Origin of the sequence: Marivita sp. S2033 (assembly GCF_046592965.1) — a bacterium.
Taxonomy (GTDB): Bacteria; Pseudomonadota; Alphaproteobacteria; order Rhodobacterales; family Rhodobacteraceae; genus Marivita.
Genome location: NZ_JBISBV010000001.1, coordinates 209,095 through 226,500 on the forward strand (window position 1 = coordinate 209,095; position 17,406 = coordinate 226,500).

Consider the following 17,406-nt stretch of genomic DNA (forward strand, 5'->3'; position numbering starts at 1 on the left):
CTGAATATGGTTTCGGCCATCCTGACCTTCCCCATAAATCTACCTCGGAAGCTGACTCGCATCAAACAACTAATCCAACGCATTTTGTTCAATTCGAAACGAAAAGGGCGCCCCGGAAAAGGGCGCCCGTGGCACTCTTACCGGTGCCGATCAGCCGTAGACGGATTCCTTGCCGAAATGTTTGGTCAGCATGTAATAAACCACGGCACGGTATTTGTTGCGCTCTGACTTACCATAGGTTTCGATGACCGAGTTGATCGCTGTCATCAATTCGGGCCCGTCGCTCAGGCCGAGCTTCTTGATCAGAAAGTTGTCCTTGACGGTTTCCAGTTCTGATGGCTGAGAACCGGCGACCGTTGCGGCATCTGCATTATAGATCGCCGGTCCGCATCCAATCGTCACTTTCGTCAGCAGATCCATGTCCGGCGTCATGCCACACTTGTTCTTCAAATCGTCCGCATATTGCTCGATCAATTCGTCTCGTTTACCCATGATTTTCTCCCAAATGATTTGCGTCACCCAGAGGAGCAGCCCTCCGTTGCGCGCAAAGGTGGCAAAAACACCTGCTTGGAGCAACGAAAAATACGGTTTTGGCGCTCTGATGTACAATTTGCCACTGGCATTGACCTCAAAGTCACTCAATGCTGGAGCGGAACATGACCGACAGGAGAGATAGATGGGACTTTGGAATTTCATGAAGACCGCAGGGCGCAAACTGTCCGGCGCGGAGGAAGGGCCGACACCGGCCGCGCTTAAGAAGGAAGTGAGCGATCTTGGGCTCGACACCAAGGGCGCCGAGATCAAGGTCGATGGCGACAAGGTCGTCGTCTCTGGCGGGACAATGAATCAGGAAGAGCGCGAGAAGGTCATTCTGGCAGTTGGCAACGTCGAAGGTGTGTCTGCCGTTGAAGCGGAGACATCCGACGAGCCGCTGTTTCACACCGTCGAAAAAGGAGACACGCTCTGGGCAATCTCGGAAAAGGCGCTTGGCAACGGCGCTCGCTATACCGAGATTTTCGAAGCCAACCGCCCGATGCTCAGCCACCCGGACAAGATTTATCCGGGCCAGACGCTTCGGATACCGCAGAACAAGTAAACCGGTCCGGCCCGGAGCACCCCTCCGGGCCGTTTTGCGCACCTATCGCCTAGAACAGCAGCCCCCAGATGATCGGCACGAGAAGGGCTGTGGCCATCGCATTCAGCCCCATCGCAAGACCCGAGAAGGCCCCTGCTGTTTCGTTGACCTGCAAGGCTCTGGCCGTACCGATGCCGTGACTGGCAGTCCCGACAGCCAAGCCGCGCGCACTCCAGTCGGTGACTCCGATGAGGTTCAGGAGGATCGGCCCGAACATGGCGCCGAGGATTCCTGACACGATGACGAGCACCGCAGTGAGTGACGGAAGGCCTCCCAAATCCTGCGCGATCGCCATTGCCACCGGCGCTGTTGCAGATTTCGGCGCAATCGACGCCATCAATGTGTCCGAAGCTCCCAGCAGCCACGCCGTTCCGATCGCCGTGAGGATCGCCACCAGAGACCCCGCCAACAGGCTCGCCCCGATGGCAAGCGCGGAGCCGCGCACCTTATCCCATTGCCGGTAAAGCGGTATCGCCAAGGATACGGTCGCCGGTCCCAACAGGAAGTGAACAAACTGCGCGCCTTCGAAATAGGTTTCGTAATCCGTGCCGATCAGAAACAGGATTGCGACGATCAAAACGACAGCGCCCAACACCGGGTTGAGGAGCGGATTCCGCCCCGCTTTTTCGAAAACCCAGCTTGCCGCTTGGAACGCCACCAGCGTCAGGGTCAGGTGGAAGAGCGGTGAGGCATTCAGATAGACCCAGGATTCCTGCACGCTATTCACTGGAGCCGAACCCGCTCAGCCAGCGCATCATGAGCGCCGTCACGATGATCGTCAGGGCCGTGCTGACCACCAGCGCCGCGCCGAGGGGAACCACCGCATCGCCCAGAAGCCGGAAATGCATCATGACGCCGGTGCCCGCAGGAACAAACAGCAACGCCATCGCGCGCAGCAGCCCATCGGCGGTTTGCGTCAATCCTTCTGGTGCGCGACCCCGCACCAGAAGCAGAATGAAGAGAAGCGCCATGCCAACAACGGGGCCGGGCACCGAGACGGAAAGCGTGCGGACGACGAATTCACCGACAAGCTGGCAAACCAATATGAGCGTGAAGTATCCGATCATCGCTTATCCCTCGCTGCTGTTTCGCTATTTCACGATATGGAATACAATTTGGCGGTGAAGTTCCACAGGTCATTTCTGTGCGACCTCGCGGCCAGACGAATGTCAGGCTTCGTGCAGCATGAAAGCCGCCCGCGTGATGCAGGCGGCTTCAAATTTTTAAGAATGAGCAAGGTTCGACCGGCTCGGGTCGGGTGATATCAGTAGCGATAATGCTCTGGCTTGAACGGGCCGTCGGGGGTCACGCCGATATAGGCTGCTTGCTCGGCTGACAGTTGGGTCAGCTTGACACCGATGCGCCCCAGATGCAGGCGGGCCACCTTTTCGTCCAGATGCTTGGGCAGGATGTAGACCTGGTTTTCGTAATTCTCGCCGTTTTTCCACAGCTCGATCTGCGCCAGAACCTGATTGGTGAAGCTGGCTGACATCACGAAGGACGGATGGCCCGTCGCGTTGCCAAGGTTCAGAAGGCGGCCTTCGGAAAGCAGGATGATGCGATTGCCCGAGGGCATCTCGATCATGTCCACCTGTTCCTTGATGTTGGTCCATTTGTGGTTCTTGAGATTGGCGACCTGAATTTCATTGTCGAAATGGCCGATATTTCCGACGATCGCCATGTCCTTCATCTCGCGCATGTGCTCGATGCGGATCACGTCCTTGTTGCCGGTGGTGGTGATGAAGATGTCGGCGCTGTCGACCACGTCCTCCAGCAGCACAACCTCGAACCCATCCATCGCGGCCTGAAGGGCACAGATCGGATCGGCTTCGGTGACTTTCACGCGCGCACCGGCCCCGGCGAGGGACGCGGCAGAGCCTTTGCCCACATCGCCATAGCCGCACACAACGGCGACCTTGCCCGCCATCATCGTGTCGGTGGCGCGGCGGATGCCGTCAACAAGGCTTTCCTTGCAGCCGTACTTGTTGTCGAATTTCGACTTGGTGACGGAATCGTTCACATTGATCGCCGGGAACGGAAGCTGGCCCTTCTTGTGCAGATCGTAAAGCCTGTGCACGCCGGTCGTCGTTTCCTCGGACACGCCCTGAATGGCGTCGCGTGTCTTGGCGAACCAGCCGGGGGTTTCGGCCATGCGCTTCTTGATCTGCGCCTTGATGACCTCTTCTTCCTCGGATTGTGGCACGGCCAGCACGTCCTCGCCCGCCTCCATCCGCTCACCGAGCAGGACGTAAAGCGTCGCATCGCCGCCATCGTCGAGGATCATGTTCGCGCCCTCGGGAAACTGGAACGACCGGTCAAGGTAATCCCAGTGCTCCTCAAGGCTTTGCCCCTTGATTGCAAACACCGGCACGCCGGCCTTGGCGATTGCCGCCGCCGCGTGATCCTGGGTGGAAAAGATGTTGCACGACGCCCAGCGCACATCCGCGCCCAGCGCGGTCAGTGTTTCGATCAGAACGGCGGTCTGGATCGTCATGTGCAGGGAACCGACGATGCGCGCACCGGCAAGCGGTTTGCTCTCGCCGTATTCGTCGCGCAGCGCCATCAGGCCCGGCATCTCGGTCTCTGCGATGTCGAGTTCCTTGCGGCCATATTCGGCCAGAGTGATATCCTTGACGATGTAGTCTTTGGCCATGCCCGGCGCTCCGCTTATCCTATTTGATTGCAGCGGCACGTAGCACGCGGTTCGGGTTCCGGCAATGCAGGGCGGTTTACAACGAACGAGCCGCGCACTACCCAAGCCGCAAAAACGAGGTGACAATGGCGAAACCACCACGCGCATGGCAACGGATGCTGTCTGGTCGCAGGCTTGACCTGCTGGACCCGACCCCGGTCGATATCGAGATCGCGGACATCGCGCACGGGCTGGCGTTTGTGGCACGCTGGAATGGCCAGACATTCGGTGACTACGCCTATTCCGTGGCCGAACATTCTCTGCTGGTGGAAACCTTGTTTAGCCGCTTGTCGCCCAAGGCAACGGCGTCAGAGCGGCTGACGGCCCTTCTTCACGACGCGCCCGAATACGTGATCGGAGACATGATTTCGCCGGTCAAGGCCGCTGTCGGCCCGAGCTATGGCGCGCTGGACGATCGGTTGACCGCGGCCATTCACATCAGGTTCGGGCTGCCCGCCGTCACGCCGGCGCGTCTCAAGAGACAGATCAAGAAGGCGGATCGGATCAGTGCATGGATGGAAGCCACCCAGATCGCCGGTTTCAGCCGCGCCGAGGCCGACAAGTTTTTCGGCATCCCCGATCGCGATCTGATCGCCGACCTGCACATCGTGCTGCGCCCGCCGGTCGAGGTGCGAAACGACTTTACCGCGCGTCATGAAACGCTCTTGAAGGCTCTGTAGATTCAGCAGTTACCGCGGCGAGCGTTTCGCCAAGATCCGCTGCAAGGTGCGCCGGTGCATGTTCAATCGCCGTGCAGTTTCCGACACGTTGCGATCACACAATTCGTAGATCCGCTGGATATGTTCCCAGCGCACGCGATCCGCGCTCATCGGGTTTTCGGGCGGTGGCGGAAGGTTGTCACCGTTTGCAAGAAGGGCGTTGGTGATATCGGTCGCATCGGCCGGTTTGGACAGGTAGTCTGTCGCCCCGATCTTGACGGCAGCGACCGCCGTTGCGATGGCACCGTAGCCCGTCAGAACGACAACCCTGCTGTCGGGGCGCTTTTCGCGGATCACTTCGACCACATCCAGCCCGTTACCATCCTCAAGACGAAGATCGACGACGGCATAGGCCGGAGGACGCGCGGTGGCGATTGCGGATCCCGCCGTCACCGACTGAGCGGTCTCGACTTCGAAACCGCGTTTTTCCATCGCTTTGGCAAGCCTGCGCAGAAACGGTTCGTCATCATCGACAAGAAGGAGACTTTTGTCTTCGCCCAGATCTTCGGCAGTGCGCTCGCTCACCTTGGTTCCCTTCCGTAGAAATTGCGTTATCCGCCACTATGACGGGCGAATTTTTCAACTTCAACGGCCAAATGATGCGCGACTACGAGACGTCAAGAAAGCATGACGTACGTTCGGCCACCTCTTCGGGGCTCAGGTCGCGGCGGAAGAACTCGACGAACCCGTCTTCGGGCATCACCAGATAACTGAATGTGGTGTGGTCAACGAGGTAGAATTCATCGTCTCCCGGCTGGCGCTTGTAGTAGGTTCGATACGCCTGGCTCGCGGCCTTCACTTGTTCTTCCGAACCGGTAAGACCGATCATATCCTCGTGCATGTTGTCCGCGAATGCGCCCACAACCTCCGGGGTGTCACGCTCGGGATCGACGGAGATGAAGACCGGCGTGACGTCATATCCCTCCTCTGCCAGCACATCGACCGCCTCGGCATTGCGTGCCGTATCCAGCGGGCAGACATCGGGGCAGAAGGTGTAGCCGAAATAGACCAGTGACGGTTTTGTGATGACATCCTGATCGGTGACAGTCTCCCCCTGCCCGTTGACCAAGGTGAACGGGCCACCGATTTTGTTACCACCGTCGGCAATGGCGACCGACCGGCACTCTGCATATTTATCATCGCCGCGTTGGAGCACGCTAACATACCAGATGCCGCCGACCAATGCGGCCAGAACCACCACCGCCGCTATTACTGCCAGACGTTTCATAATATCCTCGCTGTCACCGCGCCATCAAAGCGCTTTTCATCGCAAGAGCCGTGCTTATGCTCTTGACTGGACGAGGTAAGGGTTTTCCCGTCCGACACAAGTGGCGAAAGGGCGCAGATGACGCAATCCGAGTTCCAACTTCTGCAAAAGCGACAACGCGGCAGCTTTATCCGGTTGCGCACGATGATCTGGCTGCGGTGGCTTGCCATCGCCGGTCAGTTCGCCGCGATCACACTGGCGCAGCAATTCTACAATCTGCGTCTGGAGCTCAGCCTGTGTTATCTGGCGATCGGTGTGTCTGTCCTTGGCAATCTTGTCGCGACCTTTGCGTTTCCGGAAAACAAGCGTCTGAACGAAGCCGAGAATTTCTCGATGGTGATGTTCGATTTGCTGCAATTGTGTTTTCTGCTGTATCTCACCGGCGGGCTTCACAACCCGTTCTCCATCCTGATCCTCGGCCCGGTGATGGTGTCGGCCACGATCATGACGCTGCGCTCGACCATCATCATCGGCGCCACCGCGTTGGCACTCGTTACGCTGATGATGTTCTTCCACCTGCCCTTGCGCACAGAACAGGGCTTTATCATGCGCATTGCCGACGTTTTCGTGTTTGGCCAATGGGTCGCCATCACAATCTCGGTCGTGTTCCTGTCGCTTTATGCGCGCAAGGTTACGGAAGAAATGAACTCCACCGCCGACGCTGTCGTGGCCACGCAACTCGCTCTCAGCCGGACACAAATGCTGAACAATCTTGGCGGTGTCGTCGCCGCCGCCGCACACGAGTTGGGCACGCCACTGGCGACGATCAAGCTGGCCAGCGCAGAACTGATCGAAGATCTGGAAGACAGACCCGAACAACAGGACGACGCAAGGCTGATCCGCGCACAGGCGGACAGGTGTCGCGATATCTTGCAGTCGATGGGACGGGCCGGCAAGGAAGACCTGCAAATTCGCAGCGCGCCCCTTCTGGAACTGATCCGGGAAGCAGCCGAGCCGCATTTGAACCGGGGCAAGGACGTGCTGATTGACGGCAGCGGCCCCGATAACGGAGCGTCGTCGCCACCGGATGCGCAGCGCTTTCCCGAGGTGATTCACGGCTTGCGCAACCTCATCCAGAATGCGGTGGATTTCGCGCGCACAAGTGTCTGGGTCGATGCGACATGGACCGACACGTCAATCACGATCCGCATCCTGGACGACGGGCCGGGATATCCGACCAATCTGCTCGGGCGAATTGGCGACCCTTTTGTACGCAACCGTCGCACTGATCGGGATCGTAAATCACGCCCCGAATACGAAGGAATGGGCCTCGGCCTGTTCATCGCCAAGACCTTGTTGGAGCGGTCAGGTGCGACGCTGAGCTTTGCCAATGGCGCCGGGCGACGCCACAACAAACACAACGCACGCGGGGCGTCGGTCGAGGTGGTTTGGCCGCGTGACGCGATAGTCCCGCCAGAAAGGGCCAAGGGTGAAGGGATCGGAGAGAACCAGCCGTTCGACCTTTGAGCGATGGACCATGCCTCCGCTGATTTCCGAGCGCTTAACCATCCGTTAATCATCTCGGTGTTCACTTCATCTGTTTAAGCTGGTTGCAGGTGACGCGATGGATTCTCTTTTGGTGATCTCGGTTCTGGTGGGCCTGTCTTGCGCGGGTCTGACAGTGACCACGCTGCTGTTCTTCACCCGACGCCAGACTGCAACACCAACACCCACCGGTCCTCAGGACATTGCCATGCTGTTCGAAGACGAGCGCCTGATTGATGCCGACACCGCGATCTGGCCTCTCTTGCCTAACACATCCAAAAACCCGACATGGCAAGAAATCAGATCGGCGCTTGCACGCATCGCACCCGATCTGCCGCAAACCCTGCGTGATCCACCGGCAAGCACTGACGACGGGCCCGACGTGACGATCACGCCTGTCGGTCGCCGCACGCGTGTCAGCCTGTCTCCCCGGCCCGACGCCGCGAAAGGATGGTTTCAAGCGCGGCGTCACGAAGTGGCGATCGAGCAAATGCAGCCCGCACTCGATCATTCGCCGAACCCGATATGGGCGCTTGATGGCGACGGCCAGTTCCAGTGGGGCAATGACGCCTTTGCTAAACTGGCCGACACTCACGGCGGTGAATCCGAATTTGCCGGTCACATCTCGACCCTGCTAGGCCAGCCGAACGCCTTGCGCGCCAAACGCGTCTCCCTGGCGAGCGAAGCGGCCCGGCACAGCCGATGGTTCGAAGTGTCAACGCAAAAGACCGACACCGGCATCCTGCATTTCGCAACCGGCGTTGACGCCGTTGTGCAAGCCGAAGAGGCGCAGCGCAATTTCGTACAGACCCTGTCGAAGACCTTTGCCAACCTGACCACCGGTCTGGCGATTTTCGACAGGGATCGCCGGCTTGCCCTGTTCAACCCGGCGCTGATCGACCTTAGCGGCCTGCCGGTCGATTTTCTGAGCGGAAGGCCAAACTTGTTCGAGTTTTTCGACAAACTTCGCGAACGCCAATTCATGCCGGAACCCAAGAACTATGACGATTGGCGCGAACGTATGGCCAAACTTGTCGCCGCCGCCAGCGATGACCGGTTCCGAGAAACATGGAACCTGGCCGGAGGACAGACATTCGATGTGACTGGCCGTCCCTACCCCGACGGGGCAATCGCCTTTTTGTTCAACGACATAACTGCCGAGGTGTCCCTGACCCGTGGCTTTCGAACGGAACTCGAGACGATGCAGTCCATGCTGGACGCGATGGATGACGCAGTGGCGGTGTTCAGCCAGCAAGGTATCCTGACTGTGTGTAACGCTGCTTACAAAGACATGTGGAGCGTTGATCCAGATACCTGCATCGAAGACGCAACCATCACCGACGCCACGCAAGACTGGAAAGCCGCCTTCCACCCAAGTCCGGTCTGGCCAGAGTTGCGCGATTTCGTGACCAGTACCACGGAACGCGCCAGCTGGGACAGCGAACTGCGCTCCAAAGACGGGCGCGAGGTGATTTGCCGGGTGGATCCGATCTGCTTTGGCGCAACGCTCGTACGGTTCTGCAACGCCGCCAGTTTGCGCATGTCCTCGCCGGAAAAAGACGCGTTGCAGATCGTTTCGGGCTAAAGACGCGACTTCCAATCTTGCGACCCGTGGCCGGGCAGGTAGATTGCGCGGCATGACGGATCATCGCGCAGCCTATACCTCCCATTCTCCAGACGAGACTGCGCAACTTGCAGAGCAGCTTGGCACGTCTCTGGTTCCGGGTGATTGCATTTTGCTGTCGGGCGGCATCGGAGCAGGCAAAAGCCACTTCGCCCGAGCGCTGATCCAGTCGCGCTTGGCTGTACCCGAAGACGTGCCCTCTCCGACCTTCACGCTCGTGCAAACCTACGATTTGCCCGAAGGCGAGGTTTGGCATGCGGATCTTTACCGACTGGCGCAAGCTGACCAGATCATAGAACTCGGTTTACTGGATGCATTTCAAACGGCGATATGCCTGATTGAATGGCCTGATCGCCTGGACGATCTGACGCCGCCCGATGCGCTGCACATCCACTTTGATGATCTTCACGGAGACGATAGCCGCAGGATCACGCTTTGTTGGAGCGATGAGAAATGGCTGGCACCGGTCACCAAGGCGATCGCATGACGCGGACATCCACGTTTTTGCACGCTCACGGCTGGGAGAAGGCGCAGCAGATGCCGCTCGCGGGGGACGCTTCGTCGCGACAGTATATCAGGCTCTGCTCAGGCCCGGACCGCGCGATCCTGATGATTGACCCGCAAGACGACACCGGCCGTTTCGCGCAGATCGCGGCACATCTTTGTCGTGTCGGATTGTCCGCGCCCGAGATCATTGCACATGCGCCCGGCCTGATGCTTCTGGAGGATTTCGGCGACGCGCAATTTGCAAGGATCATCACGGAAGCGCCCGGCCTCGAACCCACGCTTTACCGCGCGGCAACTGATGTACTGGTTCATCTGGGAGCAGCGCATGTGCCGGACGGGGTGCAGACCGCAACGCCAGTCGTTCTTGGCCAAATGATCGAACCGGCGATCGCGCATTACATTCCTGCCTTTGGCGGGACGCAAGAACGCAATGCGGCAGACCTCACAGCGCGACTGACTGACCTGCTCGAAACACTCGTTCCAAGAGACACGATCCTGCTGCTGAGAGACTATCATGCTGAAAACATGATCTGGCTTCCAGACCGCGCTGGTGTGAGGCGCGTTGGTCTTCTGGACTTTCAGGATGCGCTTGCCGGTCCGCCGGTTTACGATCTGGTCTCGATGCTCCAGGACGCCCGACGCGACGTGTCGCGAACCTGTACAGACGCGACCTTGACCTATTATCTGACAAGATCGGGCCGCGCGGAACAGGAGGTTTTACCCCTATTTCACCTACTTGGCTTGCAGCGAAACCTGCGCATCCTTGGCGTTTTCACCAGATTGGCGATTGAAAATGGCAAGCCGAATTACCTGACCCTGATCCCGCGCGTCTGGGGCCACATCCAGACCAGCCTCAGGGCACCCGCCAGCGCGACATTGGCGCCGCTGATCGACAGCATGTTCCCGGAACCGACAGTGAGCCGCCTGAGAAAGGTACAAGACCTATGCCAGACGCCGTGATGCTTTTTGCCGCCGGATTCGGTACGCGGATGGGCGATTTGACGCGCGATCGACCAAAACCGCTTGTGACCGTCGCCGGCAAGCCGCTGATCGCACATGCGATGGAAATCGTGCGTGCCGCGAAGTTGAACACGGTCGTTGTGAATGCGCATTACAAGGCTGACCAGATTGTTGATCATTTCGCGCACAGCGATGTTCAAGTGCTGGTAGAATCCCCCGAGATCCTCGATACCGGCGGCGGGTTGAAAGCGGCGCTTCCCGTGTTGAAGGCCGAAACCGTGTTTACCATGAACACGGATGCGGTCTGGACCGGCCCAAATCCCCTGATGATGCTTCAGGATGCGTGGCGCGACGACATGCAGGCGCTGCTTTTGTGTATTCCGAAAGACAATGCCATAGGCCACAACGGCAGCGGCGATCTGGACATTCGCGAGGATGGAACCTCGGTCTGGGGAACGGAGACAATCTATTCCGGTTTGCAGATCATTAGCACCGATATCGTCTCTGACATGGGCGAATCCGTGTTTTCGCTGAAAGAGGTCTGGCAAAACCTGATCGACGCAAACCAGTTGCACGGCATCGTCTATCCGGGCACATGGTGTGACGTCGGGCATCCGGGTGGCATCGCATTGGCCGAGACCATGCTGGGATATTCTGATGTTTGACTCGACCGAAACGGCCCGGATCTTCGGCCTGCCGCCAGGCGCTGATTTCGCTCAAGAGCTTGTGCGGGGTCTGAAGCGACGGCTTGCGGGTCAACCGCCCGACGCGATGGCACGGGTTGAATTGATCCTCAACACCCGCCGGATGCAGCGGCGGATCGAAGCGGTGTTTGATGCCGAGGGTGCTGGGTTCCTTCCGCGAATCCGGCTTTTGACCAACCTCGCCGACCCACTCGATACGGCTTTGCTTCCCGCGGCCGTTCCTGCCTTGCGTCGCCAGCTTGAGCTGTCCGAACTGGTCGCCCGCCTGATCGACGCCGACCCGAGCCTTGCGCCGAGGGCCGCGATCTACGATCTGGCGCAAAGCCTTGGCGCATTGCTTGACGAGATGCAGGCCGAGGGTGTCTCGCCCGACACCATCGCGGCGTTGGACGTGAGCGATCAATCCGGCCACTGGGAACGCGCCCAACGGTTTTTGCAAATCGTCACCCGTTATTTTGACCCCCGATCCGATGCGCCGGACGCTGCAACGGTCAATCGCCTGGCGTTGGCCCTGAAATTGGAGCGTTGGCGCACCGCGCCGCCGCAGCATCCGATGATCGTTGCCGGCTCTACCGGATCGCGCGGAACAGCGTTTCAATTGATGTGCGCAGTTGCGCATCTTCCCCAAGGCGCGGTGATCTTGCCGGGTTTCGACTTCGACATGCCGGGCGCGGTCTGGAACGTGTTGCGCGACAACCTGCGCAACAGCGACGCGATGCAGGGCGAAGATCATCCGCAATTCCGGTTTGCGCGCTTGATGGACACGCTTCACCTCGATCACAGGGCCGTGGCGCAATGGACCAGCACGCCGCCGCCGAATCCGGCGCGAAACGCGCTTGTCTCGTTGGCCATGCGGCCCGCTCCGGTGACGGATCAATGGCTATCGGACGGTCCGGATTTGCCGCCATTTTCGCGAGCGATCCAGTCTCTGACGTTACTCAATGCGCCATCGCCCCGCGATGAAGCCCGCGCCATCGCGTTGCGATTGCGCCAAGCTGCCGAGGACGGGACGACCGCGGCTTTGATCACGCCCGACCGGATGCTGACCCGTCGGGTCAGCGCGCTGCTGGACCGGTGGAACATCCTTCCTGACGATAGCGCCGGCACGCCTGCGCAACTGACCGCGCCCGGCCGCTTGCTCCGCCACATCGCGCAACTGCGCACCAACGGGCCAACCGCCGAGGCATTGCTGACGATTCTGAAACATCCGCTGTGTCATATCGGGGCCGAACGTGGCCAGCATCGCCTTTGGACCTCGGAACTGGAACTGTTCATACGCAAGACCGGCGTGCCATATCCCGATCTGCAACAGCTGCAAGCTTGGAAAAAAGCCGACGATGCGCGCGATTGGTTGGAATGGATCAACTCCTGTCTTCTCACTCCTGCTGAAACCGGCAAGCGACATCTGGCCGACCACATTCAGCACCATATCACTCAGGCCGAGGCAATTTGTGCCGGATCGTGCAGCACCGATTCTTCGGAGCTTTGGGCAAAGGAGGCCGGGAAAACCTGCCGGGAAGCGTTTGACGAGCTGAGCGAAAACGCGGCGTTCGGAGGGGTCATGTCGGCGCGCGATTATGCCGATCTGGTCGATGGTATCCTGCGCGGCAAGGAGGTGCGCGACCGCGATGCACCGCACCCTCACATTCTCATCTGGGGCACCATCGAGGCGCGCGTGATGGGAGCTGACCTGGTCATTCTTGGCGGATTGAACGAACACTCCTGGCCGGATGCGCCGCCTGCCGATCCGTGGCTCAATCGTCGGATGCGGCAGCAAGCCGGATTGCTGCTGCCTGAACGGCGCATCGGATTGTCCGCGCACGATTTCCAGCAGGCCATCGGTGCCAAGGAGGTCTGGCTCAGCAGGGCAGAGCGATCCGAGGATGCCGAAACCGTGCCGTCGCGCTGGCTCAACCGGCTGACGAACCTGATGCGGGGATTGCCACAAACGGGTGGACCGGACGCGCTTGCGCGAATTGCGGAACGCGGGCAGCGGTGGCTTGATCTGGGTCGGGCACTGGAAACTCCGATCCACGCGCCACGCGCGCCGCGCCCATCGCCCGTGCCGCCCGTGATTGCGCGACCGACCGAGCTATCCGTCACCAATATCGAGAAACTGATCCGCGATCCTTATGCGATCTACGCCTCCAAGGTTTTGCGGCTTCACCAGCTTCACCCAATCCAGCACGCCCCCAACCCGATGCATCGCGGCACGGTGATCCATAAAGTGTTCGAGGAATTCGTCTCTAATTCGGCCAATAACGTTGATTTGATAACAGAAGACGATTTGCTGAAGATTGCGCGCGACGTGCTTGACGCAAAGGTGCCGTGGCCGGCCGATCGCATTCAGTGGCGGGTGCGGATCGAAAAGGTGGCGCGGTGGTTTGTTGAAAATGAACTGGCCCGACGCACGGCTTCACGGCCTGTTCTGTTCGAGCAAAAGGGCTGGATGGACATCGCCAAGCCACCTTTTCGCGTCACCGCCAAGGCCGATCGGATCGACATGAACGAGCACGGCGAAGCGCTCGTGTACGACTACAAAACAGGCTCTGCACCGACCAAAGACCAACAAATGTTGTTCGATGTCCAATTGCTTGTCACCGCCGCTCTGATTTGCGAAGGCGGTTTTGAAAGCCTGCGCCCACGCAGCGTCGCGGACGCCCGCTATATTTCATTGTCCGGTGACGGCAAGGAGGTGCCTGCGCCTCTGAACGAATGTCCGCCCGAGCGCACATTGGCGATGTTGCACAAACTGATCGAGGCATACCGCGATCCCGACACCGGCTACACCGCCCGCAACAAGATGCACAAAGACGCCTTTGGCTCTGATTTCGACCAGCTGTCGCGGTTTGGCGAATGGGATGTCTCTGACGCGGCGCGAAAGGTATTTCTGAAATGATCCGCGATGATGCCACCGAAGCACAAGTGCGCGCCGCAGATCCCTCTGCCTCGACATGGCTTGGTGCCAATGCCGGGTCGGGCAAGACCCGCGTCTTGACGGACCGCGTTGCACGGTTGTTGCTGGGCAATGCCCAGCCGGAACACATCCTGTGCCTGACCTTCACCAACGCCGCCGCGAGCGAGATGCAAAACCGGCTGTTCAAACGGTTGGGCGAATGGGCCATGCTGGACGATGCGAGCCTACGCCAGGAACTGATGGAACTCGGCGAAGCGCCTGACGCGCTTGACCGCGAATTTCTGGCACGCGCCAGAACATTGTTCGCGCGCGCGATTGAAACTCCCGGCGGACTGCGTATCCAGACCATCCATGCGTTTTGCGCCTCAATCTTGCGCCGGTTTCCGCTCGAGGCTGGGGTCAGTCCGCAGTTTCAGGAAATCGACGACCGCGCCGCGCAATTGCTCAGAGAGCATATCCTCGACGGGATGGCCCAAGGCCCGGATGCCGGTTTGATCGCCGAGATCGCCCGCATCGCATCCAACAACCCGCTTCACACCTTGGCCGACAAGATCGTCGGCGACCGTGACGGGTTTGTACCATCGCTCAACCACCGTGACCTGTATCACCGATACGGGATAGAGGACGGTACAACCAACGACGACGTTTTGAAGAGTGTCTTTCTTGGAGGCGAAATTGCGTTTCTGGCCGAGCTAGTGCCTGATCTCCTGGCCAGCAGCGCAATGGATCAAAAGCTGGGTCGGGCGTTTCATACGGTCAAACAAGCTGATCTCGCAGCGCTCAAGACGCTTGAATCTGTTCTGCTCAAGGCGGATGGCGCAGCCAAAACAGGCTCTATTCCGACGAAAAAACTGCAAACCGGAGCCTTGGCGCATGCGATGGACACGCTTGATGCCCTGATTCTCCGGGTCGAAGCGGCTCGCGAGTTGCGTCTGGCGGTGGATGCGGTTCATCGCGACGCAACTCTCCACCGCTTCGCCAGCGCGTTTCTGAGGCGCTATGAAGAGACGAAACAGGCGCGAGGTTGGCTTGATTTTGATGATCTGATCTCCCGCACCCGTGCGCTTTTGACAGACACCAAACAGGCAGAATGGGTTCTCTATCGCCTCGATGGCAGCATCGACCATATTCTGGTCGACGAGGCGCAGGACACGAGCCCGGCGCAATGGGATGTCATCAACCAGCTCGCCCGCGAATTCACATCGGGTGAAGGAGCGCGCACCGGGATGCAGCGCACCATTTTCGTGGTCGGAGACAAGAAACAGTCGATCTATTCGTTTCAGGGCGCCGACCCGCAGGAATTCGATCACATGCGCGCGGCGTTTGGCGATCAGATGAAAGCAACCGACGCTCCGCTTCAGGACGGCCAACTCAGCTATTCCTTCCGCTCTTCCGTTCCGATCCTGCGTGTGGTCGATGAGCTTTTCAAAGGGCGCGACAAGGCCGGTTTTCTGCCCGATCAGAGCCATATCTCGTTTCACGACACATTGCCGGGCCGGGTTGATCTGTGGCCGCTAATCGAAAAGCCGGACGAGGATGACGATGATCTGCCTTGGGATTCCCCAGTGGATCGGGTCAGCCCGACGCATCACAACGTCATCCTCGCCCAGCGCATCGCGCGCTTTATCGACACAACCTTGAAAGACGGCACCGCGTTGCCAGTCGGCAAAAACCCAGACGGATCAATCAAGGCCCGCGCGGTTCACGCTGGCGATTTCCTGATCCTCGTACGCAGTCGCGGCCCCCTGTTTCACGAGATTCTCAAAAGCTGCAAGACGCTCGGCCTGCCGATCGCCGGAGCTGACAAGCTCAAGGTCATGGCCGAATTGGCGGTGCAGGATTTGCGGGCGCTTTTGGCCTTTCTGGCAACCCCCGAAGAAAGCTTGTCTCTCGCCTCAGCCCTTCGCTCGCCGTTGTTCGGTTTTGACGAACAGGCGATCTTCGATCTCGCCCATCGCCGAAAGTCGCCCCATCTCTGGGAGGAGTTACGCCGTCGTAGAGACGATTTTGCCGGTGCGATGGAGGTTCTCGATGATCTGCGCAGTCAACTGGATTTCCTGCGCCCCTACGACCTATTGGAGCGCATTCTTATCCGCCACAAGGGCCGCCAGAAACTGATCGGGCGTCTGGGAGAAGAGGCCGAAGACGGGATCGATGCGCTGCTCAATCAGGCCTTGGCGTATGAGCAGACCGACATTCCCAGCTTGACCGGCTTTCTGCACTGGATGGAAACCGATGACATCGAGATCAAGCGCACCGTGGATGGCGCCGGATCGCGCATTCGGGTGATGACAATTCATGGTGCCAAGGGTTTGGAAGCACCGATCGTCATTCTCCCCGATACACACAAGAAGCGCTCGCAATCCAGTCGCGAGATCTTTGTCACGGCAGAGGGCAAGACCCACTGGCGTGGATCCGACAAGACACGTGCCACCTATCAGCGCATCGCCGTGGATCGCGCGCGCGATGCCGAGGAGCAAGAGCGCGACCGTCTTCTATATGTGGCTCTGACTCGGGCCGAACGCTGGCTTGTCGTTGCGGCCGCTGGAACGCCGGACAAGAACGCGGACGCGTGGCATGACCGTGTGAAAGCGACACTGGAAACGGTCGGAGGACTCGAGCATGACTTCAGCTTCGGCGATGACGGTCCGAAAAAAGGTCTCCGACTCGAACACCTGGACTGGCCCGAGGAAGGCGGTGCTTCCCAAGAGGAGAACCTTGCGTCGGAGGTTGAGCTGCCCGAGCTCTTTACCCGCTCGCTAACGGAAGCGCCCGAGACGAAAGCGGCAATCAGCCCCTCCGACCTGGGCGGTGCGAAGGCTCTCCCCGGTGCAGACGGAGATCTGAGCGATCTTGCGAAGGAACGCGGCACGCTGATCCATCTGCTCTTGGAAATCTTGCCGCAGGTGACAGAGCCGGATCGCCAGACGGTTGCGCAAAAATTGCTGAATGGCCATTCGCTTGCAGAGGACATGATCGGCGAGGTTTTGACCGTTCTGGAACAACCGGACCTGTCGCGCTTTTTCGCAGAGCATGCCCTGGCCGAGGTGCCGATCACCGCTTCCATCGCCGCTCTTCCGGACACGGTGCTGCATGGCATTATCGACCGGCTGGTTGTCGGCACTGACAAAATCACTGCTGTCGACTTCAAGACCAACCGCACGGTTCCGAAAAACGAAAGCGAAACGCCTGAGGGTTTGCTGCGCCAAATGGGCGCCTATCGCGCGATGCTGGGCGAAATCTATCCCGACACTCCAATCGAAATCGGCATTCTCTGGACCCGCACCGCCATCTATATGCCGTTGTCCGAAACCCTGACGGCACAAGCTCTCGTGAGGGCACGCCATCTTGACGCCCCTGCGCAGGATACCTAGTCTTCTAGATCGACCCACACAT

General features: G+C 59.4%; 15 protein-coding genes. 9 read left to right on the plus strand and 6 right to left on the minus strand.

What is annotated here, in order from left to right; translation table 11 throughout:
- Nucleotides 1–150: 150 nt before the first annotated feature.
- On the minus strand, nucleotides 151–492 hold the full coding sequence (locus ACGKZZ_RS01010; protein WP_411222179.1) for a DUF2853 family protein: 342 nt from the start codon (nucleotides 490–492) through the stop codon (nucleotides 151–153).
- Between the two features lie 184 nt (nucleotides 493–676).
- On the opposite strand from ACGKZZ_RS01010, the gene lysM reads away from it, so the two are divergent.
- A complete protein-coding gene (gene lysM, locus ACGKZZ_RS01015; RefSeq protein WP_411221569.1) occupies nucleotides 677–1,096 on the plus strand; it encodes a peptidoglycan-binding protein LysM in 420 nt (139 codons plus the stop codon).
- Nucleotides 1,097–1,145: 49 nt separating this feature from the next.
- On the opposite strand, the gene ACGKZZ_RS01020 is transcribed toward lysM, so the two are convergent.
- The 3 genes from ACGKZZ_RS01020 to ahcY all read right to left on the minus strand — a co-directional run bounded on the left by ACGKZZ_RS01020 (nucleotide 1,146) and on the right by ahcY (nucleotide 3,788).
- Nucleotides 1,146–1,862 carry an LrgB family protein gene (locus ACGKZZ_RS01020; protein ID WP_411221570.1) on the minus strand — a complete coding sequence of 239 codons (717 nt, stop codon included), beginning with the start codon at nucleotides 1,860–1,862 and terminating at the stop codon, nucleotides 1,146–1,148.
- Nucleotides 1,855–2,202 (minus strand): CidA/LrgA family protein, encoded by a 348-nt coding sequence (locus ACGKZZ_RS01025; protein ID WP_411221571.1) that lies wholly within the window; start codon nucleotides 2,200–2,202, stop codon nucleotides 1,855–1,857. The genes ACGKZZ_RS01020 and ACGKZZ_RS01025 overlap by 8 nt, the downstream gene beginning before the upstream one ends.
- Before the next feature lie 197 nt (nucleotides 2,203–2,399).
- Nucleotides 2,400–3,788 carry an adenosylhomocysteinase gene (gene ahcY / locus ACGKZZ_RS01030; RefSeq protein WP_411221572.1) on the minus strand — a complete coding sequence of 463 codons (1,389 nt, stop codon included), beginning with the start codon at nucleotides 3,786–3,788 and terminating at the stop codon, nucleotides 2,400–2,402.
- A 125-nt stretch (nucleotides 3,789–3,913) separates the two neighbouring features.
- Here ahcY and ACGKZZ_RS01035 point away from each other — a divergent pair, with 125 nt between their 5' ends.
- Nucleotides 3,914–4,507: a hypothetical protein gene (locus ACGKZZ_RS01035; RefSeq protein WP_411221573.1), complete on the plus strand. Its 594-nt coding sequence runs from the start codon at nucleotides 3,914–3,916 to the stop codon at nucleotides 4,505–4,507.
- 9 nt (nucleotides 4,508–4,516) lie between these two features.
- Here ACGKZZ_RS01035 and ACGKZZ_RS01040 read toward each other — a convergent pair whose 3' ends face one another.
- Both ACGKZZ_RS01040 and ACGKZZ_RS01045 read right to left on the minus strand, forming a co-directional pair.
- Complete coding sequence (locus tag ACGKZZ_RS01040) at nucleotides 4,517–5,071, minus strand: ActR/PrrA/RegA family redox response regulator transcription factor (protein WP_411221574.1); 555 nt, start codon at nucleotides 5,069–5,071, stop codon at nucleotides 4,517–4,519.
- An 82-nt stretch (nucleotides 5,072–5,153) separates the two neighbouring features.
- Complete coding sequence (locus tag ACGKZZ_RS01045) at nucleotides 5,154–5,774, minus strand: SCO family protein (protein ID WP_411221575.1); 621 nt, start codon at nucleotides 5,772–5,774, stop codon at nucleotides 5,154–5,156.
- Nucleotides 5,775–5,891: 117 nt separating this feature from the next.
- Here ACGKZZ_RS01045 and regB point away from each other — a divergent pair, with 117 nt between their 5' ends.
- The 7 genes from regB to addA all read left to right on the plus strand — a co-directional run bounded on the left by regB (nucleotide 5,892) and on the right by addA (nucleotide 17,384).
- On the plus strand, nucleotides 5,892–7,280 hold the full coding sequence (regB, locus tag ACGKZZ_RS01050) for a sensor histidine kinase RegB (RefSeq protein WP_411221576.1): 1,389 nt from the start codon (nucleotides 5,892–5,894) through the stop codon (nucleotides 7,278–7,280).
- A 97-nt stretch (nucleotides 7,281–7,377) separates the two neighbouring features.
- Nucleotides 7,378–8,883: a PAS-domain containing protein gene (locus ACGKZZ_RS01055; RefSeq protein ID WP_411221577.1), complete on the plus strand. Its 1,506-nt coding sequence runs from the start codon at nucleotides 7,378–7,380 to the stop codon at nucleotides 8,881–8,883.
- Nucleotides 8,884–8,935: 52 nt separating this feature from the next.
- Complete coding sequence (tsaE, locus tag ACGKZZ_RS01060) at nucleotides 8,936–9,409, plus strand: tRNA (adenosine(37)-N6)-threonylcarbamoyltransferase complex ATPase subunit type 1 TsaE (RefSeq protein ID WP_411221578.1); 474 nt, start codon at nucleotides 8,936–8,938, stop codon at nucleotides 9,407–9,409.
- Nucleotides 9,406–10,389: an aminoglycoside phosphotransferase family protein gene (locus ACGKZZ_RS01065; protein WP_411221579.1), complete on the plus strand. Its 984-nt coding sequence runs from the start codon at nucleotides 9,406–9,408 to the stop codon at nucleotides 10,387–10,389. Before tsaE ends, ACGKZZ_RS01065 begins: the two co-directional genes overlap by 4 nt.
- Nucleotides 10,374–11,054, plus strand: a complete 681-nt coding sequence (locus ACGKZZ_RS01070; protein ID WP_411221580.1) for a nucleotidyltransferase family protein — start codon at nucleotides 10,374–10,376, stop codon at nucleotides 11,052–11,054. The genes ACGKZZ_RS01065 and ACGKZZ_RS01070 overlap by 16 nt, the downstream gene beginning before the upstream one ends.
- Complete coding sequence (addB, locus tag ACGKZZ_RS01075; protein ID WP_411221581.1) at nucleotides 11,047–13,992, plus strand: double-strand break repair protein AddB; 2,946 nt, start codon at nucleotides 11,047–11,049, stop codon at nucleotides 13,990–13,992. The genes ACGKZZ_RS01070 and addB overlap by 8 nt, the downstream gene beginning before the upstream one ends.
- The gene (addA, locus tag ACGKZZ_RS01080) at nucleotides 13,989–17,384 is read left to right on the plus strand and encodes a double-strand break repair helicase AddA (RefSeq protein ID WP_411221582.1); all 3,396 of its coding nucleotides are present in this window, start codon (nucleotides 13,989–13,991) and stop codon (nucleotides 17,382–17,384) included. Before addB ends, addA begins: the two co-directional genes overlap by 4 nt.
- The last annotated feature ends 22 nt before the right edge of the window (nucleotides 17,385–17,406 follow it).